The 25,616-nt window shown below is 68.5% G+C and carries 18 protein-coding genes; 8 read left to right on the forward strand and 10 right to left on the reverse strand.

The window, feature by feature from the left end:
- Positions 1–136: 136 nt before the first annotated feature.
- Positions 137–1,108, forward strand: a complete 972-nt coding sequence (gene ybiB / locus QZM15_RS27335) for a DNA-binding protein YbiB (RefSeq protein ID WP_060312535.1) — start codon at positions 137–139, stop codon at positions 1,106–1,108.
- A 378-nt stretch (positions 1,109–1,486) separates the two neighbouring features.
- On the forward strand, positions 1,487–3,133 hold the full coding sequence (leuA, locus tag QZM15_RS27340) for a 2-isopropylmalate synthase (RefSeq protein WP_059575628.1): 1,647 nt from the start codon (positions 1,487–1,489) through the stop codon (positions 3,131–3,133).
- A gap of 155 nt (positions 3,134–3,288) precedes the next feature.
- On the opposite strand, the gene QZM15_RS27345 is transcribed toward leuA, so the two are convergent.
- Together QZM15_RS27345 and QZM15_RS27350 are read right to left on the reverse strand one after the other, a co-directional pair.
- Entirely contained in the window at positions 3,289–3,672 is a 384-nt protein-coding gene (locus QZM15_RS27345; RefSeq protein ID WP_059642650.1) for a nuclear transport factor 2 family protein, read from the reverse strand.
- Positions 3,673–3,717: 45 nt separating this feature from the next.
- Positions 3,718–4,287, reverse strand: a complete 570-nt coding sequence (locus tag QZM15_RS27350) for an acyloxyacyl hydrolase (protein WP_059575624.1) — start codon at positions 4,285–4,287, stop codon at positions 3,718–3,720.
- A gap of 359 nt (positions 4,288–4,646) precedes the next feature.
- On the opposite strand from QZM15_RS27350, the gene rpoH reads away from it, so the two are divergent.
- The 6 genes from rpoH (at position 4,647) to QZM15_RS27380 (ending at position 12,211) form a co-directional block, all read left to right on the forward strand.
- Positions 4,647–5,582, forward strand: a complete 936-nt coding sequence (gene rpoH, locus QZM15_RS27355; protein WP_060966632.1) for an RNA polymerase sigma factor RpoH — start codon at positions 4,647–4,649, stop codon at positions 5,580–5,582.
- Positions 5,583–5,951: 369 nt separating this feature from the next.
- Entirely contained in the window at positions 5,952–6,233 is a 282-nt protein-coding gene (gene cydP / locus QZM15_RS27360; RefSeq protein ID WP_226224961.1) for a cytochrome oxidase putative small subunit CydP, read from the forward strand.
- On the forward strand, positions 6,223–7,803 hold the full coding sequence (locus tag QZM15_RS27365; RefSeq protein ID WP_059575619.1) for a cytochrome ubiquinol oxidase subunit I: 1,581 nt from the start codon (positions 6,223–6,225) through the stop codon (positions 7,801–7,803). Before cydP ends, QZM15_RS27365 begins: the two co-directional genes overlap by 11 nt.
- A gap of 31 nt (positions 7,804–7,834) precedes the next feature.
- Complete coding sequence (gene cydB, locus QZM15_RS27370) at positions 7,835–8,971, forward strand: cytochrome d ubiquinol oxidase subunit II (RefSeq protein WP_059575617.1); 1,137 nt, start codon at positions 7,835–7,837, stop codon at positions 8,969–8,971.
- Positions 8,972–9,040: 69 nt separating this feature from the next.
- Entirely contained in the window at positions 9,041–9,163 is a 123-nt protein-coding gene (cydX, locus tag QZM15_RS27375) for a cytochrome bd-I oxidase subunit CydX (RefSeq protein ID WP_006477761.1), read from the forward strand.
- 597 nt (positions 9,164–9,760) lie between these two features.
- Positions 9,761–12,211 (forward strand): family 20 glycosylhydrolase, encoded by a 2,451-nt coding sequence (locus tag QZM15_RS27380; RefSeq protein ID WP_302107608.1) that lies wholly within the window; start codon positions 9,761–9,763, stop codon positions 12,209–12,211.
- A 176-nt stretch (positions 12,212–12,387) separates the two neighbouring features.
- Here the strand turns inward: QZM15_RS27380 and nagE are convergent, their stop codons facing one another.
- From nagE to imuA, 8 genes are all read right to left on the reverse strand, one after another.
- On the reverse strand, positions 12,388–14,148 hold the full coding sequence (nagE, locus tag QZM15_RS27385) for an N-acetylglucosamine-specific PTS transporter subunit IIBC (RefSeq protein WP_180278213.1): 1,761 nt from the start codon (positions 14,146–14,148) through the stop codon (positions 12,388–12,390).
- Positions 14,149–14,235: 87 nt separating this feature from the next.
- Positions 14,236–16,818 carry a phosphoenolpyruvate--protein phosphotransferase gene (gene ptsP, locus QZM15_RS27390; RefSeq protein WP_302107609.1) on the reverse strand — a complete coding sequence of 861 codons (2,583 nt, stop codon included), beginning with the start codon at positions 16,816–16,818 and terminating at the stop codon, positions 14,236–14,238.
- A gap of 15 nt (positions 16,819–16,833) precedes the next feature.
- Positions 16,834–17,850: an SIS domain-containing protein gene (locus tag QZM15_RS27395; protein WP_302107612.1), complete on the reverse strand. Its 1,017-nt coding sequence runs from the start codon at positions 17,848–17,850 to the stop codon at positions 16,834–16,836.
- Positions 17,843–18,946 carry an N-acetylglucosamine-6-phosphate deacetylase gene (nagA, locus tag QZM15_RS27400; RefSeq protein ID WP_099316839.1) on the reverse strand — a complete coding sequence of 368 codons (1,104 nt, stop codon included), beginning with the start codon at positions 18,944–18,946 and terminating at the stop codon, positions 17,843–17,845. Before nagA ends, QZM15_RS27395 begins: the two co-directional genes overlap by 8 nt.
- Positions 18,947–19,069: 123 nt before the next feature.
- Positions 19,070–19,804 (reverse strand): GntR family transcriptional regulator, encoded by a 735-nt coding sequence (locus tag QZM15_RS27405; protein WP_059575605.1) that lies wholly within the window; start codon positions 19,802–19,804, stop codon positions 19,070–19,072.
- Between the two features lie 311 nt (positions 19,805–20,115).
- Entirely contained in the window at positions 20,116–23,334 is a 3,219-nt protein-coding gene (locus QZM15_RS27410) for an error-prone DNA polymerase (protein WP_302107610.1), read from the reverse strand.
- A gap of 6 nt (positions 23,335–23,340) precedes the next feature.
- Positions 23,341–24,837 carry a DNA polymerase Y family protein gene (locus tag QZM15_RS27415; protein ID WP_302107611.1) on the reverse strand — a complete coding sequence of 499 codons (1,497 nt, stop codon included), beginning with the start codon at positions 24,835–24,837 and terminating at the stop codon, positions 23,341–23,343.
- Positions 24,770–25,477 (reverse strand): translesion DNA synthesis-associated protein ImuA, encoded by a 708-nt coding sequence (imuA, locus tag QZM15_RS27420; RefSeq protein ID WP_060966623.1) that lies wholly within the window; start codon positions 25,475–25,477, stop codon positions 24,770–24,772. Before imuA ends, QZM15_RS27415 begins: the two co-directional genes overlap by 68 nt.
- Positions 25,478–25,616: the final 139 nt, after the last annotated feature.

The raw sequence follows: 25,616 nt of genomic DNA on the forward strand, positions 1-25,616 counted from the left end.
CGCGGCGCAGCCGGTGCGCGCGGCGCCGGGAACCAGAGTGTAGCGCGGCGCGATGCGCGGCCGCGCCCGTGCGATACTCGGGGCATTCCTCACCGCTCACCGCGCGGCCGATGCCGGCCGCCCGCCCCACGTTCCGATGACCGCTTCCCACGATCCCGCCGCCCCGTTCCCTTGCGCCCGCTTCATCAAGGAAATCGGCCGCGGCCCGAACGGCGCGCGCGCCCTGTCCGCCGAGGACACGTTCGAGCTCTATCGCGCGATGCTCGATGCGCGCGTGTCGGACCTCGAACTCGGCGCGATCCTGATCGCCTATCGGCTGAAAGGCGAATCGGCCGACGAGCTGGCCGCGATGCTCGCCGCCGCGCAAGCGTCGTTCGAGCCCGTGCACGTGCAGGACGCCGCGTTCCGCCCGGTGTCGATCCCGAGCTACAACGGCGCGCGCAAGCAGCCGAACCTCGTGCCGCTGCTCGCGTTGCTGCTCGCGCGCGAAGGCGTGCCGGTGCTCGTGCATGGGGTGGAGCGCGATCCGGGCCGCGTGACGAGCGCGGAGATCTTCTCGGCGCTGTCGCTCGCGCCGTCGACGTCGCACGATGCGATCGAGGACACGCTCGCCGAGCGCCGCGTCGCATTCGCGCCGATCGACGTGCTCGCGCCGCGCATCGCGCACCTGCTGTCGATGCGCAGCGTGCTCGGCGTGCGCAACTCGACGCATACGCTCGTGAAGATTCTGCAGCCGTTCGCGCCGGCCGGGCTGCGGCTCGTCAACTACACGCACCCGCCGTACCGCGACAGCCTCGCGCAGCTGTTCCGCGATCATCCGGACGCCGCGCTCGGCGGTGCGCTGCTCGCGCGCGGCACCGAAGGCGAAGCGGTGGCCGACACGCGGCGCCAGGTGCAGGTCGACTGGCTGCACGACGGCGTGTGCGACACGCTGATCGACGCCGAGCGTTCGTCGACCGACGCGCCGCCCGTCGCGCTGCCCGAGTCGCGCGATGCGGCCACCACGGCCGCGTGGACGGACGCCGTGCTGCGCGGCGAGGTGCCGGTGCCCGACACGGTCGCGCGGCAGGTCGCGACGATCGTGCGGATCGCCCGCGTCGCGCGCTGACGGCGCGGCGGCGCCCGCCCCGTTATCCCGATATTTGACACGGGAGCGCATCCTGGCATAGAGTTGGCGTCATGCGTTCCTTTCCGAACACCCTCCGAATTACCTCCGGCCGCCTAGCGCGGCCGCTATCGCTACGACTAGCCTAAGGCTGTCGTAGCGCCGTGTGCTGTCCGCACGGTCCTCCCAGCAGTTCCTCGCCGTACCCCTCTCGCAGTTTTTACAACCCGAAGTCGTCAGCCTTCGTCCGTCCATCCGTCGGCCGATTCGCGAAGATCATCCGCATCCATGGCGCCATCGCGCGCCGGGGGTGCGAGGCAGCGCCAACCATCGCCCATGCCGCCCGTCTTCGCTCGCGACTTGAGACCCGAGGTCCAGAAGATGATGCGCAATCCGCAAGACAAGTACCGTCCGTTCGAGCCCGTCCGCCTCAATGGCCGCCGCTGGCCGGCCCGCACCATCGAGCGCGCGCCCGTGTGGATGAGCACCGACCTGCGCGACGGCAACCAGTCGCTGATCGAGCCGATGAGCATCGAGCAGAAGCTCGAGTTCTTCGAGATGCTGATCGCGATCGGATTCAAGGAGATCGAAGTCGGCTTTCCGTCGGCGTCGCAAACCGATTTCGATTTCGTCCGCAAGCTGATCGACGACAAGCGGATTCCCGACGACGTGACGATCGAGGTGCTCGTGCAGTCGCGCGAAGACCTGATCGCGCGCACGTTCGACGCGCTGGAAGGCGTGCCGCGCGCGATCGTGCACCTGTACAACGCGGTTTGCCCGTCGTTCCGCCGCATCGTGTTCGGGATGTCGAAGGACGACGTGAAGGCGCTCGCGATCGACGGCACGCGCATCATCAAGGAACACGCCGCCGCGCGCCCCGATACGCACTGGACGTTCCAGTACTCGCCGGAAACCTTCAGCATGACCGAGCTGACGTTCGCGCGCGAGATCTGCGACGCGGTCGCGCAGACGTGGCGTCCGACCCGCGATCACAAGATGATCGTCAACCTGCCGGCCACCGTCGAAGCCGCGACCCCGAACGTGTTCGCCGACCAGATCGAATGGATGGACCGCAACCTCGCGTATCGCGACAGCATCGTGCTGTCCGTGCATCCGCACAACGATCGCGGCACGGCGGTCGCGGCGGCCGAACTCGCGCTGCTCGCGGGCGCCGACCGCATCGAGGGCTGCCTGTTCGGCAACGGCGAGCGCACCGGCAACGTCGATCTCGTCACGCTCGCGTTGAACCTCTACACGCAAGGCATCGACCCGGGCCTCGATTTCTCCGACATCGATGCGGTGCGCCGCGTCGTCGAGCGCTGCAACCAGATTCCCGTGCATCCGCGCCACCCGTACGCGGGCGACCTCGTGTTCACCGCGTTTTCGGGCTCGCACCAGGACGCGATCCGCAAGGGCTTCGCGCAGCAGCGCGCCGACGCGGTCTGGGAAGTGCCGTACCTGCCGATCGACCCGGCCGATCTCGGCCGCAGCTACGACGCGGTGATCCGCGTGAACAGCCAGTCCGGCAAGGGCGGCGCGACGTTCCTGCTCGAACGCGGGATGGGCTTCACGCCGACGCGCCGCGTGCAGATCGAATTCAGCCAGGCGGTGCAGACGCTCGCCGACGCGTCGGGCGAGGAAGTGACGGGCGACGCGATCTGCGCGCTGTTCGCACGCGAATTCCTCGAAACCGACGGCCCGGCCGCACGCCACGGCAGCGGCGCGCGCTGGCGGAACCGCGAGATCGCGGCGGCGCCCGCCGCTGACGCGACGCCCGACGACACCGTGCGACGTTTCGCCGCGGCCTTTGCGACGGCCGCCGGCGCCGCCGTCGACATTGCGTCGTGCGAACACGTGCGCGCCGCGGACGGCCGGATCGCGGTATCGGTCGGCTGCCGGGTCGGCGACGCGCCGCTGCGGCACGGCGTCGGCGTGCACGCCGATGCGGCGAGCGCGGCGCTCGATGCGCTCGTCAGCGCGATCAACCGCTCGGCATGGCACTGCGCGGATCGCCGCGCGGCGGCCTGAGCGCCGGGCTTCGATGCAGGGTTGAATGTCAGCGAGCGGTGCGTGACCGCCCGTGCGCCGCGCGATCCGCGCCGCACGAGGCAGCAAAAAGCGGCTCAGAAGGCCGCTTCGGTCGAGGCATGAAAAGGGACACTACCCGGGGGCGCCACCCGCGCTCATGTTTCGGTCGCGCACCGCGTCGCCTGCCACGCGAGCAGCCGCCACTGCCCGTGCTCGTGCGTGTGCACGGCCGTGTAGGCAATCGGAAACACGAGGCCGCCATTGTTCGTTTCCATCTCGATCAACGCGCGCCCGGTCACGACGCAGGTGGCATCGCCGACGGGCAGCAGGTCCTGCGACTGGACCTCGATCTGACGATAGCGGCGGCGGCCGGCGACGATGGCGTCGATGAACTGCTGCTTGGTTTCGCGTTTGCCGTTGGTGTGCACGAAGAACACCTTGTCCGACAATTGCGCGTCGAGCGCCTCGCCGTCGCCGTCCACCATCGCCCGGAACCGATCGCGCTCGAGCGCGCGGATCGCATCGACCACCTTCGCCATCGCCTGACTCCTCGGCAACGCGCCCGCCGTGCGCCGGCGTGCGGATCAGAAGTTGTACTGCAGGTAGAACTGGTGGAAATTTATACCAGGATTCGGCTCTTTGATACCCGCGTTAGACACATGTTGGAAACGGTAACCAACCTGATACTGTTGCCGTTCGCCGAACTGCGCGCCGACGCCGACGACGTCCGCGAACTGGAACGATGTCGACAGCGACAGATTGTTCGAGATCGTCGGATGCGTAAGGAACCGGATGCCGGCGCCGGCCTCGACGAACGGGCGAACCTGGCCCGCGCTCTTGATGAAACGGAACATCGGCGTCGCGCCGAATTCACCGATGTTGGCGTGCACGTTGCCGCCGGTGTGCCAGTAGCCGACATGGCCTTCCATCACGAACGCGAAGTGCCAGCCGCCGATTTCCCACCAGTTCCAGCCCGGATCCCAGACCACGCCGAGATCGGCCTTGTCGATCCCGTGGCGATCGGAAAATCCGCCGCCCGCCTGGATTCCCCAGCGATCCGCGAAAGCCGCACCCGATCCGCCCAGGAGAGACGCCGCCAGCGTCGCGTGCAGCACCACCCGGCCGCGGGGCCGACGGTTCTTCTTATTGTTCATCTGACACTCCAACTTTGTGGGTTGAATGGAGCCTGCCGCGACGGCCCGGCCCGAGCGAACTGAATGGTATGGTAAAGGACTTTTCGGATCGGCATCACGAAGCGAAATTGTTTGCTTCCAAAACGACAAAAATCGAAATCGTCTCCCGATTCCCATCAGAAACAACGGCTTACGGAACTTCGCGGCGGAGGCCTTGTCGCAGAATAGACTATCGACTCGACTGATTCGATAGAAAATAGGGAACTTGGATGCCCCCGTGGCCTCTAAGGAATTAGCACTCATCTTGCGGGAGTGCTAAGATGGCCTCCGGAATCTCAACCGAGACCGGGGGTTTGCCCCTGATTCCAAAGGAGTTTTTAGTGAGCAACGCCCTGACCCTCCCGAACACCCTGCGCCCGACGCCGGCCAAGGCCGAATCGGCAGGCTCGCTGGCGCTCGCAGCCCAATCGATGTTGCCCGGCCAGCTCGGCAACATCGACGCGTACATCCAGGCCGTCAATCGCATTCCGCTGCTGACCGCCGAAGAGGAACGCCGGTACGCAACCGAATTCCGCGAGGACAACAACCTCGACGCGGCGCGTCGGCTCGTGCTGTCGCACCTGCGTCTCGTCGTGTCGATCGCGCGCAACTACCTCGGCTACGGCCTGCCGCACGGCGACCTGATCCAGGAAGGCAACATCGGCCTGATGAAAGCCGTGAAGCGGTTCGACCCGGCGCAAAACGTGCGCCTGGTGTCGTATGCGATTCACTGGATCAAGGCCGAGATCCACGAGTACATCCTGCGCAACTGGCGCATGGTGAAGGTCGCGACGACGAAGGCGCAGCGCAAGCTGTTCTTCAACCTGCGCAGCCACAAGAAGAGCATGCAGGCGATGACGCCGGAGGAAATCGACGGCCTCGCGCAGGAGCTCAACGTCAAGCGCGAGGAAGTGACCGAGATGGAAACGCGCCTGTCGGGCGGCGACATCGCGCTCGAAGGGCAGGTCGACGACGGCGAGGAGTCGTACGCGCCGATCGCCTACCTGGCCGACTCGCACAACGAGCCGACCGCCGTGCTCGCCGCGCGCCAGCGCGACATGCTGCAGACGGACGGCATCGCGCAGGCGCTCGACGCGCTCGACGCGCGCAGCCGCCGCATCATCGAGGCGCGCTGGCTGCACGTCGACGACGACGGCTCGGGCGGCTCGACGCTGCACGATCTCGCCGCCGAGTTCGGCGTGTCGGCGGAACGCATCCGCCAGATCGAAGCGAGCGCGATGAAAAAGATGCGCACGGCCCTCGCCGAATACGCGTAAATCCCGGCGATTCAGAGCACTGCATCGAAACCGCTGCCCGACCGGCAGCGGTTTTTTTTCGTCCGTTTTCCACTGCTTTTGACGCGCTTTTCAGCGCGTTTCACACCCCGTTTTCCACCCCGCCTTCCACCCGTTAATTGAACTGATTCATCCGGCATTGCGCTATTTGCAACGCTCATCCGCATAACCTTGATCCACCTCAATTTTTAACCCCTGTTTCGCGACGGTCTGCCGCAGCGCAGCACTCGGCATCGGAAAGCAGTCCTTTTAAAATTGGCACGTCAGGCGTAAAAGGATTAAAACAGCTTCACGGCCGTCACCAATCCGACGTAAAGTCGCCCCCAATCCGACCTAAATCGATTCAGGATAATCGCCTTGATCTCGATCAATAAAGAGCCTGCGCCGCCCTCGCGGCCGGCCGGCCCGATCGGCTGGCGCGCGCGCATCGCCGCATGGGCGCGCGGACCGACCCTCACCCGCGACATCACCCTGGTGCTGATCGTCAAGCTGATCCTCCTGATGTCGCTCAAATACGCATTCTTCAATCATCCGCAGGCCGAGCACATGTCGTTGCCGCCTGCCGCCGTGGCCGAGAAGCTGCTCTCGGTGCCGGCGCCTGCACCCACCGAGGGAGACCACCATGATAAGTAGCGAAGTCGTCGATCTGTCGCGTCTGCAGTTCGGCATCACGGCGCTCTACCACTTCCTGTTCGTGCCGCTGACGCTCGGCCTGTCCTGGCTGCTCGTCATCATGGAAGCCGTCTACGTGATGACCGGCAAACAGGTGTACAAGGACATGACGCAGTTCTGGGGCAAGCTGTTCGGGATCAACTTCGCGATGGGCGTGACGACCGGCATCACGCTCGAATTCCAGTTCGGCACGAACTGGTCGTACTACTCGCACTACGTCGGCGACATCTTCGGCGTGCCGCTCGCGGTCGAAGGCCTGATGGCGTTCTTCCTCGAATCGACGTTCGTCGGCCTGTTCTTCTTCGGCTGGAACCGCCTGTCGAAGGTCAAGCACCTGATCGTCACGTTCCTCGTCGCGCTGGGCTCGAACCTGTCCGCGTTGTGGATCCTCGTCGCGAACGGCTGGATGAACAACCCGGTCGGCGCCGAATTCAACTACCAGACGATGCGCATGGAAATGACGAGCCTGTTCGACGTGCTGTTCAACCCGGTCGCGCAGGTGAAGTTCGTGCACACCGTGTCGGCCGGCTACGTGTCGGCGGCGATGTTCGTGCTCGGCGTGTCGTCGTGGTACCTGCTGAAGAAGCGCGACGTCGACTTCGCGCTGCGCTCGTTCGCGGTCGCGGCCGGCTTCGGCCTCGCGGCCACGCTGTGCGTGATCGTGCTGGGCGACGAATCGGGCTACACGACCGGCGAAGTGCAGAAGATGAAGCTCGCCGCGATCGAATCCGAATGGGAAACGCAACCGGCGCCCGCGTCGTTCACGCTGATCGGCATCCCGAACCAGGAGGAACAGCGCACCGACTACGCGATCAAGATCCCGTACGCGCTCGGCCTGATCGCGACGCGCTCGATCGACGAACCCGTGATCGGCCTGCGCGACCTCGCGAAGCACAGCGAGGAGCACATCCAGAGCGGGATGATCGCGTACGGTGCGCTGCAGAAGATCAAGCAGGGCGACACGAGCGACGCGACGCGCGCGCTGTTCGACCAGCACAAGCAGTATCTCGGCTACGGGCTGATGCTCAAGCAGTTCACGCCGAACGTGACCGACGCGACGCCCGAGCAGATCAAGGCCGCCGCGAAGAAGACGATCCCGCCCGTCGCGCCGGTGTTCTTCTCGTTCCGGATCATGGTGTTCCTCGGCTTCCTGTTCGTCGCGACGTTCGTTGCCGCGTTCTGGTTCTGCGCGCGCCGGCAACTGCTGCAGGACAACCGCCGCTGGTTCCTGCGCTACGCGGTGTGGGCGATCCCGCTGCCGTGGATCGCGATCGAATTCGGCTGGATCGTCGCCGAGCTCGGCCGCCAGCCGTGGACGATCGCCGGCGTGCTGCCGACGCACCTGTCCGCGTCGAGCCTGCAGCCGAGCGACCTGTACCTGAGTCTCGCCGGCTTCATCCTGTTCTACACCGCGCTGTTCGTCATCGAGATCAAGCTGATGTTCAAGTACGCGCGCCTCGGCCCGTCGTCGCTGCATACCGGCCGCTATCACCACGAACTCGCCGCTGCCGGCGAGCGGGCCGCGGTTTGAACACGCCCTCGCAACGGAACAAGGAATCGCTATGGACTATGCAACGCTCAAGCTGATCTGGTGGGTGCTCGTCGGCGTGCTGCTGATCGGCTTCGCCGTCACCGACGGCTTCGACATGGGCGCGACCGCGCTGCTGCCGTTCCTCGGCAAGACCGACGAGGAGCGCCGCATCATCGTCAACACGGTCGGCGCGACGTGGGAAGGCAACCAGGTGTGGCTGATCACGGCGGGCGGCGCGATGTTCGCGGCCTGGCCGCTCGTCTACGCGGCGTCGTTCTCCGGCTTCTACTTCGCGATGCTGCTCGTGCTGTTCGCGCTGTTCTTCCGGCCGGTGGGCTTCGACTACCGCAGCAAGCGGCCGGACCCGCGCTGGCGCGCGGGCTGGGACTGGGGCCTGTTCGCCGGCGGCTTCGTGCCGGCGCTCGTGTTCGGCGTCGCGTTCGGCAACCTGCTGCAGGGCGTGCCGTTCAAGTTCGACAGCGACCTGCGCGTGACCTACTACGGCGGCTTCTGGGCGCTGCTGAACCCGTTCGCGCTGCTGTGCGGGCTCGTCAGCCTCACGATGCTCGTCGCGCACGGCGCGGCGTTCATCAAGATGAAGACCGACGGCGCGATCGCGCGCCGTGCGTCGATCGCGCTGCGCGTGGCGTCGTTCCTCGCGGTCGTGCTGTTCGTGCTGGCCGGCGTGCTGGTGGCCTCCTACATCGGCGGCTTCCACATCACCCACGCCGCGCCGACCGACACCGTCGCGAACCCGCTGCTCAAGGACGTCGCCGCCGGTTCGGGCCTGTGGCTCGCGAACTACGGCGACTATCCGTGGATGATCGCGGCGCCGGTCGTCGGGATCGCGGGCGGCGTGCTCGCGCTGCTGCTCGCCGGCTCGAAGCAGGAAAAGACGGCGTTCTTCTGCACGGGCCTGATGATCGCCGGCGTGATCCTGACCGCGGGCTTCTCGATGTTCCCGTTCATCATGCCGTCGTCGCTCGACCCGCGCAGCAGCCTGACCGTGTGGGATTCGACGTCGAGCCACATGACGCTGCAGGTGATGCTGTTCGCGGTGATCGTGTTCCTGCCGATCGTGCTGATCTACACGAGCTGGGTGTATCGCGTGATGCGCGGGAAGGTCACGCACCAGACGCTCGAAGAGAACAAGCACTCGATGTATTGATGCATTGAACCGGGTCGGGGCGCGCGGGCGCCTCGCCCGCCGTTCCACCGTTTCGCAAGGAGTCGGACCATGTGGTATTTCAGCTGGATTCTCGGTATCGGCGTCGCGCTGTCGTTCGGCATCGTCAACGCGATGTGGCTCGAAGCGCGGCAGAAGACGCAGGAAGCGCCCGTGCGGGCACGCCGCGACTGATTGCATCGGCGCACCGGCGCACTGACGCGTGACGCGCGCGCCGATCGCGCGCCGCCACCGCCCGGAAGGGAAAGAACCTCGCTTCACGCGAGGTTTTTTTCGTCCTGGCCGCGCGCGGCAGGCGTCATGCATCGATGCCAATTTAGCGCCAGATTGATACCACTTGAATACCAATAAAAGGTTTCATAAGATCGTTGGACACGGCCGCTGACAGGCCGATTCCTTCTGGGTGGGGGAGACATGCGAATCCCGTGTGTGGCGTGCGCGTGCGCGCCGTGTCGACGTCCGTGTGCCGCGGCGCGCGCCGTCGTCGCGATCGTGTGCGGCCGCACGTATGCCGTCGGCCGCGGCCGCGGCCGCGTCGTCGTCGCGGCGGTTGCCGCGCGCCGCCGATGAATCCGCGCACGCGGCCGCGCCGATCCGATCGGCACGCATGCCCGCCTCCCGTTCCGTAACGCACGCTCCCGCGTGCCGAATGCGCGCGGTGCAGCCGCATCGCCCCGCGTGCAGGCATCTCCCGCAGCTCCACTGAAAGACCCGATCGCAGCGACGTCGCGTCACGACGCCGCCACGCCCTCTTTTTCTCAGGAGTTCGAATTGAAGCGTACCTTGCCTTCCCTCATTGCCGGTCTGCTGCTCGCGGTGCTGCCCCCCACCGCGATCGCCGCGGTACCGGCGTCGGCCGCCGCGCAAGCAGCCAGCCTCGCGACGGTGCTGTCGAACGGGCTCGCGTTGCGCGTGGCCGTCGACAACAACCATGCGGCCACCGCCGGCGTACCCTGCGCCGATCTCGGCGCCGACGGCGCGGCCTGCGCGACGGGCCGCCTGATCCTGCAGAACCGCGGCCACCAGGCGATCGCCGACGGCGGCTGGAAACTCTATCTGCACAGCATCCGCCGTCTGCTGCGGATCGACCGCCCGGGCTTCGCGCTGCGGCGGCTCACCGGCGACCTGTACGAACTGACGCCGCAACCGGGCTCGGTGCGGCTCGCGCCCGGCGAGCGCATCGAGTTGCCGTTCGTCGCCGAATACTGGCTGCTGCGTTACAGCGACGTGATTCCGCGCCCGTATGTCGTCGTCGACGGCGCGCCGCCGGCCGTGCTGCGCTACAACGATACCGACAACGAACTGCGCTACGTCGAATCGCTGCCGGCCGACGCGCAGAACAATTCGACCGGCAACGCGCCGCCCGTGGCCGCACGGCCCGATCCGGGCCGCGCGCTGCCGAGCGTGAAGCGCGAACTGCCGCTGCCCGGCACGCTCGAGCTGCGCGGCGTCGAACTCGCGCTGCCGGACCTGCCGGACGCGCAAGTCGCGGCGCTGCGCGAGCGCGCGACGACGCTCGGGCTCGACGGCGCACGCGTGCCGGTTCGCGGCTTCGTCGCGCCGCGCCGGCTGCCGGCCGACCTCGCGACACCGGGCGGCTACCGGCTCGCGATCGGGCCGCGCGGCGTGCTGATCGAAGGCTACGATCGCGCGGGCCTCTACTACGGCGTGCAGACGCTCTACTCGCTCGCGCCGGCCGGCGGCGGCCCGATTCCCGCGATGCTCGTCGAGGATGCGCCGCGCTTCACGCATCGCGGCATGCACGTCGACCTCGCGCGCAACTTCAAGCAGCCGGCGACGCTGCGCCGCCTGATCGACCAGATGAGCGCGTACAAGCTCAACCGGCTGCACCTGCATCTGTCCGACGACGAGGGCTGGCGCATCGAGATTCCCGGCCTGCCCGAGCTGACCGAGATCGGCTCGCGCCGCTGTCACGACCCGGACGAGACGCGCTGCCTGCTGCCGCAGCTCGGCTCCGGCCCCGACAACCGCTCGGGCGGCGGCTACCTGACGCGCGACGACTACGTGGCGCTCGTGCGCTACGCGGCCGCGCGTTTCGTGCAGATCATCCCCGAGATCGACATGCCCGCGCACGCACGGGCTGCCGTCGTGACGATGGAGGCGCGCTACCGGCGGCTGCATGCGGCCGGCCGCGAGCAGGAAGCGAACGCGTATCGGCTGCTCGACCCGCAGGACACGACGAACCTGACGACGGTGCAGTTCTACGACCGGCGCAGCGACCTGAACCCATGCGTGCAGGGCGCGCTGAACTTCGCGTCGAAGGTGATCCGCGAGATCGCGGCGATGCACGCGGACGCGCAGGCGCCGCTGCAGACCTGGCACTACGGTGGCGACGAAGCGAAGAACATCTTCCTCGGCGGCGGCTTCCAGCCGCTGAACGGCACCGACCCGAACAAGGGGCGCATCGATCTGGCCGCGCAGGACAAGCCGTGGGCGCGGTCGCCCGCGTGCACGGCGCTGCTCCAGCGCGGCGAGATCAAGTCGATCGACGAGCTGCCGACGCGCTTCGCGAAACAGGTGAGCGCGGCGGTCGACGCGAACGGGATCGGCACGATGGCCGCGTGGCAGGACGGCATCAAGCATGCGAACGGGCCGCGGGATTTCAGCACGCGCCACGTGATGGTGTCGCTGTGGGATACGATCTTCTGGGGTGCGTCGGACAGCGCGCGCGACCTGAGCGGCAAGGGCTACCAGACGGTGCTCGCGCTGCCCGACTACCTGTACTTCGACTTCCCGTACACGCTCAATCCGCGCGAGCGCGGCTACTACTGGGGCTCGCACGCGACCGACGAGTACAAGGTGTTCTCGCTCGCGCCGGAGAACCTGCCGCAGAACGCCGAGGTGATGGGCGACCGCGACGGCAACGCGTTCGAGGTGACGGGCACGGGCCCCGCGCCGCGCATCGAGGGCATGCAGGGCCAGGCGTGGGGTGAGGTGATGCGCAACGACACCTTCCTCGAATACATGACCTACCCGCGGCTGCTCGCGCTGGCCGAGCGCGCGTGGCACCGGGCCGACTGGGAGCTGCCGTATGCGGCCGGCGTGCGCTTCAAGCGCGGCGACACGCACCACGTCGACATCGCCGCGCTGCAGCGCGACTGGGCCGGCTTCGCGACGCTGCTCACGCAACGCGAATTGCCGAAGCTCGACCGGGCCGGCATCGGCTACCGGAAACCGACCTTCACGCTGACGAATCCGTGAACGGTTGAAAGGCCTGGCAGTCGGCGCGACAGGCGAAGCGCGCCCACGCATCGCCTGTCGCGCATCGAGCATTGCCCGCGCGAAAGAAAAAACGGCTTGCGACGTACGCGTCGCAAGCCGTTTTTCGTTTCATCCCCGGCCGGACCCGCCACGCGGCTCCGGCCGGCTTCACCGCCTCACGCCGGTTGTGCCGCCGCCCCGCCGCCCGACGGCGGCAGGCGCGCGCCGAGCTGTTCGGCATAGCGTGCGGCCGCGTTGCCGCAGACGATGTGGAACGTGTCGAGCGACACCCATGCGACGTCGAGCGCGCCGAGACGCTCGCGATCGACCGCCGACGGATCGCGCACGACCACGCGCAGGCGCGTGGTGGCCACCGCATCGAGCGACACGACGTTGGTCGCGCCGCCGAATACCGCGAGCCAGCGCGTCGGCTCCGGATCGAGCGGGCCGGCGGCCGCGCCCGTGACGGGCTGCGCGGCGGCGGCCGGCGCCGTCGCTGCCGCGCCGCTGCCGATCGCGGCGCGCATCTCGTCGGCGATGATGTCGGCCTCCGGCCCGATGATCACCTGCACGCTGTTGCCGCCGCGCTTGAGCACGCCGCGTGCGCCGATCGACTTCAGTTCCGGCTCCGATACCTTTTCCGGATCGACGACGCTCAGGCGCAGGCGCGTCGTGCACGCGTCGACGACCGACAGGTTGGCCGCCCCGCCGAGCGCGGCGATGTAGCGTTGCGCGCGCGGTGCGGCGGCCGTTGCAGCCGCGCCCGCGGCCGGCGCGACGAAGCCGCCCGATGCGTACGATTCCGTGGCCGCATCGGCCGAGGCCGGCTCACGGCCCGGCGTGGCCATGTTGAACTTGCGGATGAAGAAGCGGAACAGCCCGTAGTACGCGACGCCGTACGCAATGCCGAGCGGGATCGCGATCCAGCCCTTCGTCGACAGCCCGTAGTTCAGCACGTAGTCGATCGCGCCGGCCGAGAACGTGAAGCCGAGCTTCACGCCGAGGATCTGGCAGATCGCGAGCGACAGCCCGGTGAGCACCGCGTGGATCACGTACAGCACCGGCGCGAGGAACATGAAGCTGAATTCGATCGGCTCGGTCACGCCGGTCAGGAACGACGTCAGCGCCATCGAGAACAGCAGGCCGCCGACCATCGCGCGGCGCTCCTTCGGCGCTTCGTGCAGCATCGCGAGACACGCGGCCGGCAGGCCGAACATCATGATCGGGAAGAAGCCGGCCATGAAGGTGCCCGCGGTCGGATCGCCCGCGAAGAAGCGGTGCAGGTCGCCGTGCACGATTTCGCCGCCGGCCGGCGGCGTGAAGTTGCCGAACACGAACCATGCAAGCGAGTTGATGATGTGGTGCAAGCCCGTGACGAGCAGCAGCCGGTTCAGGAAGCCGAACACGAACGCACCGATCGCGCCCGCCGTCGTCAGCCACTGGCCGGCCGCGTCGATCGCATGCTGGATCGGCTGCCACACGTACCCGAACGCGATGCCCAATATCACGCACACCAGCCCCGTGATGATCGGCACGAACCGCTTGCCGCCGAAGAACGCGAGGTAGTCCGGCAGCTTGATGTCCTTGTAGCGGTTGTACAGCAGCCCCGCGACGACACCCGCGATGATCCCGGACAGCACGCCCATGTTCAGCTTGGGATCGATGTCCTTCATGATCGCGGTTTCGATCAGGTAGCCGATCGCGCCCGCGAGCGCCGCCACGCCGTTGTTGTCCTTCGCGAAGCCGACCGCCACGCCGATCGCGAACAGCAGCGGCAGGTTGTCGAAGATCGCGCCGCCGGCGTCGGCGATCATCTTGATGTTGAACACGTCCGGCTGGCCGAGCCGCAGCAGGATGCCGGCGACCGGCAATACCGCGATCGGCAGCATCAGCGCCCGGCCCAGGCCCTGTATTTTCAGAAACGGATTCCCGTCCATTCGATCCTCCAATCCATGTCTCGTCGTTAAGCGTCGTTGACCTAATTGCTTTCGTAGTAAAACGGGCCGCGAGCCCGCCGTCGACGCTCAGTCGAGCGGCCAGACCTCGCGGCTTGCTGCCCTTACCGCCTGTGCCGAATCGAGCGCGAGCAGATCCTGCGCGCGCTGACGACACAACTGGTAATCGAGACGGCGCACACGCGCCTTGATGCCCGGCACCGCCACCGGATCGACCGACAGCTCGGTCACGCCGAGGCCCACCAGGACCGGCACCGCGAGCGGATCGCCGCCGAGCGCGCCGCATACGCCGACCCACTTGCCGTGCTTCGCGGCGCCGCGCACCGCGATGTCGATCAGGCGCAGCACGGCCGGATGCAGGCCGTCGGACTGCGCGGCGAGATCGGCCTGGCAGCGATCCATCGCGAGCGTGTATTGCGTGAGGTCGTTGGTGCCGATCGACAGGAAATCCGCATGCTGCGCGAGCTGGTCGGCCAGCAGCGCGGCCGACGGCACCTCGATCATCACGCCCACCTCGATCGGCTCGGTGCGGCCCTGCGCGCGCGCGAATTCGTCGATGCGCTTCCTCAGCCGCACGAGTTCGCCCGCGTCGGTCACCATCGGCAGCAGGATGCGCACCGCGCCGAACGGTTTCACCGCGAGCAGGCCCTGCAACTGATCGTCGAGCAGATCGGGGCGCACCTGCGCGAGACGGATGCCGCGCAGCCCGAGCGCCGGGTTCGGCTCGGGCGGCAGCGTCAGGTAGTCGACTTCCTTGTCCGCGCCGACGTCGAGCGTGCGGATGATCGCCGTGCGGCCCTGCAGCGCGTCGACGATCGACTGGTAGCTCTGCTGGTGCTCGACGACCGTCGGCGCGGCCTGGCGGTGGATGAACATCAGTTCGGTGCGCAGCAGGCCGACCGCATCGGCGCCGTTGTCGACCGCGGTGTTCGCGTCGTCGAGCGTCGCGATGTTCGCGGCGACCTCGATCGCGCGGCCGTCGACGGTCGCGGCCGCAACGCCGGCCAGTTGCCGGTTCGCCTCGCGCACGCCGTCCAGGCGCTGGCGCTCGTGCCGCGCGCGCTCGACGTCGAGCGCGGTCGGCGCGTGTTCGAGCCGGCCCGCGCTCGCATCGACCACGACCTGCGTGCCGTCCGGAATCGTGTACAGCGCATCGCCGACCGCCACCAGCGCCGGGATGCCGAGCTGCCGCGCGATGATCGCCGCGTGCGACGTCGCGCCGCCGCGCGCCATCACGAGCGCGGTCACGCGCTCGCGATCGAGCGACGACAGGTCGGACGGCGTGAATTCGTCGGCCGCGAGCACGGCTTCGTCGGGTAGCGTGCGCGCCGCGCCATTCGTGTGGCCGAGCGCACGCAGCACGCGCTTCTCGATGTCGCGGAGGTCGGCCGCGCGTTCGGCGAGCAGCGCGTCGTCGAGCTTCGACAGCGTGTCGATCTGCGTGCGGATCGTCGCGCGCCACGCGAAGCCCGCGCCCTTGCCGAGGCTGATCAGGTCGCGTGCCGCGTCGATCAGCGTCGGGTCTTCCAGCAGCACGCGATGCACCGCGAAAATCCCCGCCTCGCCGACCGCGCCGCGCGCCGACGCGTTGCGAACCGTTTCGGCGAGTTCGGCGTCGACCGCCTTCAACGCCTGGTCGAGCCGGCGGCTTTCGGACGCGGGCGTGCCGGACGCCTGTTCGGGCGGCACGATGTCCGCATCGTCGAGACGCACCAGCGTGCCGACCGCGATGCCGGGCGCCGCGCACACGCCGGCGAGCGTGTTCGGGTCGAGCGCCGCGCCGGTGGCGTGCACGATGGTTTGCGGCGCGGGCGATTTCAGCCGCGCCGGCTTTTCCTCCACTTCGCCGTGCGCCTCGCGCAGCAGCTCGCGCTCGACCGCATCGACGGCCTGCTGCGCGTGCGCGCCGCGGCCGACCAGTTCGACCGTCGCGCCTTCGCCGGCGCCGAGACCGAGCAGACCGACGACGCTCGCGATCGACGCCTTGCGGCCGTCGAACAGCACGTCGACGCTCGCGTCGAACCCGCGCGCGGCTTCGCGCGCCCGCGCGGCCGGCCGCGCATGCAGGCCGCCCGGCTGCGCGAGCACGATTTCGCGGCGCACTTCGTTGTGCGCGGCCGCGCCGGCCTGCGCCGCCTGCGCGGCGGCTTCGCCCTTGCCGCGCAGCACGAGCAACGGCGTCTCGCCGGCCGTCGCGAAACCGCTCGCGCGGTCGACCACCTCGAACGCATCGGAATTCGCGATCGCGATCACCGACACGAGCGAATGCGCGTGACGCGCCACCGCGTCCTGGTCGAACTCGATCAGCAACGCGCCCGCTTCGACGCGTGCGCCGGCTTCGACGTGCGCGATGAAGCCCTGCCCGTTCAGCTCGACGGTGTCGATGCCGATGTGCAGCAGCACTTCCGCGCCTTGCGGCGTCGTGATCGTCACCGCGTGGCCGGTGCGCGCGAGATGCGACACGACGCCCGCGCACGGCGCGACGAGCCGGCCCGCGAGCGGGTCGATGCCGATGCCGTCGCCGAACATCCCGCCGGAGAACACCGGATCGGGCACGTCGGCCAGTGCGACGATCGGCCCCGTCAACGGGCTGAGCAGGATGATCTGATCGTGGGTGGGGCTCTTCAACTGGGACTCCTCGGCGCGTCTCATCGGCTTTCTCGGCTATCAGTGCGTTTCGGTGACTTTGTTCAGGTGGCGCGGCGTATCGGGATTGCGGCCGCGCGCGACGGCGAGATCCGCCGCCATCACGTAGAACGAAAGAATGGCGGCGATCGGGTCGAGCGCCGGATGGGCGGACTGCGCGAGCGGCAGCACGGTGCCCTTTACGTCGGGCGTGCCGGCGGGCGCCGCGAGCAGCACGGCGGCGCCGCGTGCGCGCATGTCGGCGGCGAGCTGCAGCAGCCCGGCCTGTTCCGGCCCGGGCGGCGCGAACACGAGCAGCGGATAGTCGCGGTCGATCAGCTCCATCGGGCCGTGACGGACTTCGGCGCTCGAGAATGCCTCGGCCTGGATGCCGGACGTTTCCTTCAGCTTCAGCGCGGCTTCCTGCGCAATGGCGAGACCGAGGCCGCGGCCGATCACGATCATCCGCTCGACGCCCGCGAGCGCGGCGACGGCCGCCGACCAGTCGAGCCGGCCGGCCTGCGCGAGCACGTCGGGCAGGCCGCGCAATGCGGTGACGAGCGCGGCGTCGCGCTGCCAGTACGCGACGATCTGCGCGGAGGCCGACAGCATCGCGATATAGCTCTTGGTCGCCGCGACCGACAATTCGGGGCCGGCCAGCAGCGGCAACTGGTGCTCGCACGCGTCGGCGAGCGGCGACGGCAGCACGTTCACGGCGGCGACCGTGCGCGCGCCGGCTTCGCGCAGCGCGGCCATCGTGTTGACGAGATCGGGGCTCTTGCCCGACTGGGAGAATGCGATCGCGAGCTGATCCTGCACCTTCAGCGGCGCCTGCTGCAGCGTCGCGACCGACATCGGCAGCGACGCGACCGGCACACCGAGGCGGCTCATCGTCAGGCTCGCGAAATAGCTGGCGGCATGATCCGAGCTGCCGCGCGCGACCGTCAGCGCGACGGCCGGCGGGTGATCGAGCAATTGGCCGGCGAGCGCTTCGACGCGCGCGGTGTCGGCGAGTTGCGAGGCGACGACCTGGGCGGACTCGCGCGCTTCCTTAAGCATATTCGACAATCGATTCTCCTTCGACGTAGGTCGCGGTGAGGTTCAGGTCGCGATCGAACACCGCGAGGTCGGCCCATGCGCCGAGCGCGAGGCGGCCGCGATCGGCGATGCCGAGGTAGTCGGCCGCGTAGCGCGACATCCGGTTCGACACGTCGGCGATCGGCAGGCCGAGCGACACGAGGTTGCGCAGCGCCTGGTCCATCGTCAGCGTGCTGCCGGCGAGCGTGCCGTCGGCGAGCCGCACGCCGCCGAGGCATTTCGTCACGTGCTGGCTGCCGAGCCGGTATTCGCCGTCGGGCATGCCGGTGGCGGACGTGCTGTCGGTCACGACGTACAGGCGCGGAATCGCGCGCAGCGCGGCGCGAATCGCGCCCGGATGGACGTGCAGCAGATCGGGAATGATTTCCGCGTATTCGGCATGCGCGAGCGCCGCGCCGACGAGGCCCGGGTTGCGGTGATGCAGCGGCGACATCGCGTTGAACAGGTGCGTGAAGCCGCACGCGCCGTGCTTGAGCGCGGCGACCGCGTCGTCGTAGGTCGCGAGCGAATGGCCGAGCTGCACGCGCACGCCGCGCGCGGCCATCTCGCCGATGATCTCGATGTGGCCCGCGATTTCCGGCGCGAGCGTGACGACGCGGATCGGCGCGATCGACAGGTACTTCAGCACTTCGTCGAGCACGGCCGACACGGCCGCGTCGGGCTGCGCGCCGAGCTTGCCGGGGTTGATGTACGGCCCCTCGAGATGCACGCCGAGCACCCGTGCGCCGCCCGGCGTGCGCGTGCGCGCGACGGTGCCGAGATTCGCGACGACCTCCATCAGCTCGTCGCGCGGCGCGGTCATCGTCGTCGCGAGCAGGCTCGTCGTGCCGAATTGCGCATGCGTGCGGGCGATCGTTTCGATCGCGTCGCCGCCTTCCATCACGTCGGCGCCGCCGCCGCCATGCACGTGCAGGTCGATGAAGCCGGGCAGGATGTACGGCGCGTCGTTCGTCGCGGGATCGACGGGCGTGCCGTCCAGCGTGGTGATGCGGCCGTTCTCGCTATCGAGCGAGCCGTGAATCCAGCCGTCGGGGGTGAGGATGTTGCCAGTCAGCATGACGTGTCTCTTGATGATCGGGTGACGCGGGCATCCGCGTCGCGATTGGCCAATTCGTTGCGATTCATTGCGCGCGATTGCGTTCCATCGCGATCGCGCGGGGTGCGCGGGCAGTCTCGCGCGTCAGCGTTTCAGTTCGGCGACGAAGTCGTAGTAGTCGTCCCGGCAATACGTTTCGGTCACTTCGATCGCGCGCTGGTCGACGCCGTAGCCGATGCGCGTGATCACGAGGAGCGCCGAGCCCGGCTTCACCGCCATCCATTTCGCGATCGCGTGCGTCGCGTTCGCCGCGCGAAAGTGCTGCAGCGCGCGCACGACGGTCATGCCGCGCGCCTCGAGGTATTCGTACAGCGACGCGCCGAGCACCTGCGGATCGGGCACCACCGCGGCCGGCAGCGTCGAATGCTCGACCGCCATCACGATGCCGTCCGCGCGGCGCAGCCGTTCGAGCCGCGCGACCGTCGCACCGGGCGCGAGGCCGAGATGCGTGAGCTCGTCGCGGCTCGCGGCGCGCAGCGTGCGCGACAGCCACACCGAATCGGGCACGAAGCCGCGCTGCCGCATCTTCGCGGTGAAGCCGACGAGACGCGACAGCGGGTCGGCGACGCGCGGCGTGATGAAGCTGCCCGCGCCGCGCGCCCGCTTGATCAGGCCTTGCTCGACCAGCAGCGCGAGCGCACGACGCGCGGTGATCCGCGATACGCCGACCGACACCGACAGCAGCCGCTCCGACGGCAGCGCCTCGCCAGCCCGCCACGCGCCGGCGTGGATCGCGCTCGCCAGATTGCGGGCGAGCTGCAGATAGAGCGGCGTGTCGTCAAGGGGATCGGGCGCCAGTTCGGCCCAGCCGGTTTCCATGTGCCTCCGCGTGTCGGACGACGATCTCGGACCGTCGAAAGTGAATGCATTATATAACCACCATAATACCAGTCAACGAACTGGTATTAGCGCCGCGGAAACCGCCGAAAGCCTTGCACGGCAAGCGTTTTAGTCGCGGGAAAGCCTTTGTTTACAATGCGGTGCGGGATAGGGATTTACCCGAAGTGGTATGCAAGGGGACAGTTCGAGTGCACGGTTCGACCAGATTTCGGGCGTGAAGATGAGACCGGAATAGAACCAGTTAGGCCAACTGGTATGCACCTGCCGAGCAGGCCGGCGCGATGCAAGCGTCAGTGGAATTCGCGGCTCGACGTGCGCAGCCCGCCGAGCAACGGCGTCAGATCCTCGAAATGCTGCGCGACGAGGTGCCGCACGTCGCTCACAACCTGCCACACGCCGGACGCCGCGAGCAGCCGCGAATCGAGCGTTTCGCGGCGCTGCCGCGCGAGCAGCTCGGGCCGGACGATCACGTTCACGCAGCCCGTTTCGTCCTCGAGCGTCATGAACATCACGCCCTTCGCGGTGCCCGGCATCTGCCGTGCGATCACGAGCCCGCACGCGCGCGCGAGCCGGCCGTCGGGACGGTCGCGCAACTCGGCCGCGGACGACAGGCGCTGCGCGCGCAGCGCCGGCCGCAGCAGCGCGACCGGGTGGCGGTTCAGCGTGAGGCCGGTGGTGTGATAGTCGGCGAGGATGTCGTCGGCTTCCGACGGCGCGCCGAGCGCGGGCTGCTCCGCCTCGTCGATCGGCGCGGCGGCCAGCAGGTCGCGCTCCGGCGCCGCGGCGACGGCCTGCCACAACGCATCGCGGCGATGGCCGGCAAGCGTCGCGAGCGCGTTCGCGGCGGCGAGCGCTTCGAGATCGCGGCGTTCGAGCTGCGCGCGGCGGGCGAGGCTGTTCACGGTGTCGAACGGGCCGGCGGCGCGGGCAGCTTCGATGCGCCGCGCGGCGGCTTCGCCAAGGCCGCGCACGAGCGACAGGCCGAGCCGCACGGCCGGTTGGCCATGTGGAGGCGGCTGATCGGGCAGCGCCTCGAGCGACGCTTCCCAGCCGCTTTGCGTGACGTCGATCGGCAGCACCTTCACGCGATGGCGCTTCGCATCCTGCACGAGTTGCGACGGCGGATAGAAGCCCATCGGCTGGCTGTTCAGCAGCGCGGCGAGAAAGATCGCGGGCTCGTGGCATTTGAGCCAGCTGCTCGCGTACGCGAGCTTCGCGAAGCTGGCCGCGTGGCTTTCGGGGAAACCGTATTCGCCGAAGCCCTTGATCTGCTCGAAGATCTGTTCGGCGAATTCGCGCGTGTAGTTGCGTTCGAGCATCCCGCTGATGATCTTGTCCTGATATTTCTCGAGATTGCCCTTGCGCTTCCATGCGGCCATCGCGCGACGCAAGTCATCCGCTTCGCCAGGTGTAAAACCCGCGGCGACGATCGCGATCTGCATGACCTGCTCCTGGAAGATCGGCACACCCAGCGTGCGAACGAGCACTTCCTTGAGCGCGTCGCTCGGATACGTGACCTCGCCCTCCTCTTCGCCGGCGACGATCCTGCGCCGCTTCAGGTACGGATGCACCGCGCCGCCCTGGATCGGGCCGGGCCGCACGATCGATACCTGGACGACGAGATCGTAGTAGTTGCGCGGCTTCAGCCGCGGCAGCATCGACATCTGCGCGCGCGATTCGATCTGGAACACGCCGACCGTATCGGCACGGCAGATCATGTCGTAGGTTTCCTTGTCATCCTGCGGAATGTGTTTCAGCGTGAACGGTTCGCCGTCCGGTTCCGGCGGCCCGCGCCACGCGGTGCGCAGGTCGAACGCGCGATGCAGCGCCGACAGCATGCCGAGCGCGAGCACGTCGACCTTCATCAGCCCGAGCGCCTCGAGATCGTCCTTGTCCCACTGGATCACGCGCCGCCCGTCCATCGCCGCGTTCTCGACCGGCACGAGCCGCGTGAGCTTGCCGCGACTGATCACGAAGCCGCCCGAATGCTGCGACAGGTGACGCGGAAAATTGAGCAAGCGCCCCGCCAGTTCGGCCCATGCCTTGATCATGGGCGTCGCCGGATCGAGCCCGGTCGACGCGAATTGCTGCAGCAGATCGCGGCTGCCGTCGAACCAGCGATGCCCCTTCGCGACCCGATCGACCAGCATCGGATCGACGCCGAGCGCCTTGCCGGTTTCGCGCAGCACGCCACGCGGGCGATACGTCGAGACGGCGGCCGCGAGCGCGGCGCGGTCGTGCCCGTATTTTTCGTAGATGTGCTGGATCACCTCTTCCCGACGCTGATGTTCGAAGTCGACGTCGATGTCGGGCGGCTCGCCCCGTTTCTCGCTGATGAAGCGCTCGAACAGCATCGTGCTCTGATCGGGATCGACCTCGGTGATGCCGAGGCAATAGCAGACGACCGAATTCGCGGCCGAGCCGCGGCCCTGGCACAGGATATTCTGGCTGCGCGCGTATTTGACGATGTCGTAGACGGTCAGGAAAAACGGTTCGTAACTCAGCTTCGCAATCAGGTCGAGTTCATGGCGGATCAGCTTCTCTACCTTTTCCGGGATGCCGTTCGGATAACGCACGGCCGCGCCCGCCCGGGTTTCCTGTTCCAGATAGCGCGTCGGCGTGAGCCCCTTCGGCACGATCTCGTCGGGATATTCGTAGCGCAGCTTGCCGAGATCGAAATCGCACGCATCGAGCATCGCGCAGGTTTCGCCAATCTCTTGCGGCGAAAACAGCTTCGCTATCCGTCCACGCGCACGCAGATGCTGCTCCGCATTCGGCGCGAGCGCATACCCGCACTCGGCCACCGGCATGCCGATGCGAATCGCCGTCATCACGTCCTGCAACGCCTTGCACGAACGCCGGTGCATCGTCACGTCGCCGAGCGCGACGATCCGCACGCCGCGCCGTTTGCCGGCCGCACGAATCTCGTCGCGCTGCGCGCCGTCGAGCGCACGCTGCAACTGCACGAGCCCGAGCCGCGCGCGCTCGCCGAACGTCGCGCGAAACCAGGCGACCTGCGCATCGAGCACGTCCGCCCGCACTGGATACGTCGGCATGAGGATCGCGAAGCAGTCGGGCATCCCGCGCAAGTGGGCAAACTCCGCCGGCGGCGCCGACAGCATCCGCGACGTCAGCGTGTAAGTGCCCTTCGGCGCCGCCATCCGCCGCCATGAAATCAGCTCGGAGAGATTGCCGTACCCGTCGCGGTTCTGCGCGAGCAGCACGAGCCCGAACGCACCGGGGCCCGGATCGTGGCCGGGCGCGACTTCATCCGGCGTGACGTCGAAATACGAACCGACGACGAGCGGCAGCCCTTTCGCCTTCGCGGCGACATGCATGCGCGGCGCGCCGGCGAGCGAACACTCGTCGGTGATCGCGATCCCGCGATAGCCGAGTTCCGCCGCGCGCTCGACCAGTTCTTCCGCATGCGACGCGCCATGCAGGAACGAAAAATTCGAGCGGCAGAACAACTCCGCGTAATCGGGCAGCAAACTGAATTCCGCAACCATCTCCGCTCACCCGAACAAACCGTGCAGAAACCAGCGCGGGGCCGCCTGACTGCTCGTCCGCTCCTTGAATACCCAGTAGCACGCGCCCTCTTCGTCCTGCGCGACGTGGTAATCGCGTGCGATCAACTGCCCGTCGAACCACCCGGCTTCGATTCGCTCGGCCGACGACATCATCCGGAGCGGCGTATGGAATACCGGCCGCTCGCCGCGCATCAGCAGCGGCAACGGTTCGGCCAGCAACCACGCGGGACGCGGCGGCGCAGCGGGCGGACCGGCGACCGGCTTGCCCGCTTGCGCATCGAGCGGCAGCCAGCGGTTCGCGGCCTCGGGCCGGTAATCGGCGACGGGCGCCGCGCGCAGCACGTTGTCCGCGCCGAGCCGCGCCACCAGCAGTTCGAGCAACCGCTCGCGGGTTTCCCGCGTACCGCCCGGCTCCGGAAAAAGATCGTCGGCCGGCGGCGCGACCGATTCGACGCGCGTGGCCTTCAGCCGCACCGCGATCACCGCGGCCGGCAGCTCGACGCGCGCGAGCCGCTCGCCGAGCAGCCGCATGAAATGCACCTCGTCGCGCACGGGTGCGGCGAACGCGAGCGCGAGCGGCGTCGGCGGCACGGCCTGACGGCCGCGCTCGTGCTCGAGATCGAACGTCATCGCGGCCAGCGACAGTTGCCGCGCGGCCAGCCAGCCGCATAGCTGCACGACGAGCCGCCGCGCGGCGAACAGCACGGCTTCCGCGTATTCGACGCGCTCCGCCAATTCGAGCCGCACGTCGAATACCGGCGGCACCGCCATCCACGCAAGCGGCTCGACCGCTTCACCGTATGCACGATCGAGCACGGCCAGCAGCGCGGGACCGCAGCGCCGCTGCAGCCCCGCGCGCGGCAGGCGGCGCAGATCGGCGAGCGTGCGGCAGCCGAGACCGTCGAACCAGCCCGCATATGGGCGCGCATCGGGCAGCAGCACACAGGGCAGCCGGTCGAGCGTGCGGACGAGCGAGGCCTGACGCGCGACACGCCGCCGGATGCGGGCGCGGGCCGACGTGCGCGCGAGCAGCCACGCGCCGCGCCCGGTCGGCGCGGCGGACAGGCGCACCGCATAGCCGAGCGCCGCGAGCGTCGCCCGCACCTGGCGGCACAGCGACGGCAGGCCGCCGAACAGGCGCAGGCTCGGGCCGACGTCGACGATCAGCGTGGCTTCGTCGTCGAGCGCGACGCACGGCGAGAAGCGCAGCAACGCGAGCGCGACCGCGCGCAGCGCATCGGCTTCGCGGGCGGGATCGCGTTCGACGAGCTGCGTCGCGGGTGCGAGCGTGAGCACGCCGCCGCGCTTCATGCCCGCACGTACGCCCTGCCGGCGCGCGGCCGCATCGGCGATCAGCACGACACCCTGCTCGAGCACCGCACAGCCGGCCTCGCTGGACTCGCCGGCTGCTGCATCAGACGGCGGCGGGACGCACACGTCGAGCGGCAGGCGCGGCAGATGGATGCCGAGCAAGACGCGCATAGCGGCTCTCCACGATGGGTGACGGCAAATCGAGCACGAGCGGCTCGCTGCGCGCGGGCCCGCGACGCTTGACGATGTCGAGCGATACGCCGCCCGGCACCGGATGCAGCGCGACGCGCAGCACGGCCGGCGACGGCTGCCGCGCGACCGACAGCGGACGCAGCATCACGAACAGCGTGTCGCCCGTGCGCGCGGCCGCGAGATGCAGACGCCGCAGCGCATCGGGCCGCGCGTCCTGCCAGAGCAGCAGCGCGCCGCAACAGCCGGTCTTGAGCGCCTGCTCGGCGGCCCACAGCGCATCGGTGCGGCTGCCGGCGCGCAGCCACAGCAGTGCGTCGGCCGGCACCCCGAGACTGGCGAGCGCGGTGGCATGCGGCGCCTGCGGCGGCGCGACGAGCGCGAGCGGCCGCCGCGCGCTGACGGTGCGGGCGAGCGCGGGCGCGAGCAGCCGCATCTCGCCGCAGCCGGGCTGCGCGGCCAGCAGTTCGACGAGACCGCCGACCGGCCAGCCGCCGCCCGGCAACTCGGCGGACAGCGGCGCGAAGCCCGTTTCGACCGTGCGGGGACCGCCGCGCGCGAGCTGCGAGCCGCGCCAGAGGGACGGATGAAGGGATTCGGGAGTAATGGAGGATGCGAGCATGACGCCACCCACAAGTCGGGTAGCGACGACGCATTGCTGCGCCGCCGCCCCCTAAGAACCGTACGTGCGAGTTTCCCCGCATACGGCTCAAGCCTCTATAAGGCCAGTGGTTAAACTAACCCGGCGGCACAACGTACCG

This window comes from Burkholderia sp. AU44665 (assembly GCF_030504405.1).
Taxonomy (GTDB): Bacteria; Pseudomonadota; Gammaproteobacteria; order Burkholderiales; family Burkholderiaceae; genus Burkholderia; species Burkholderia semiarida.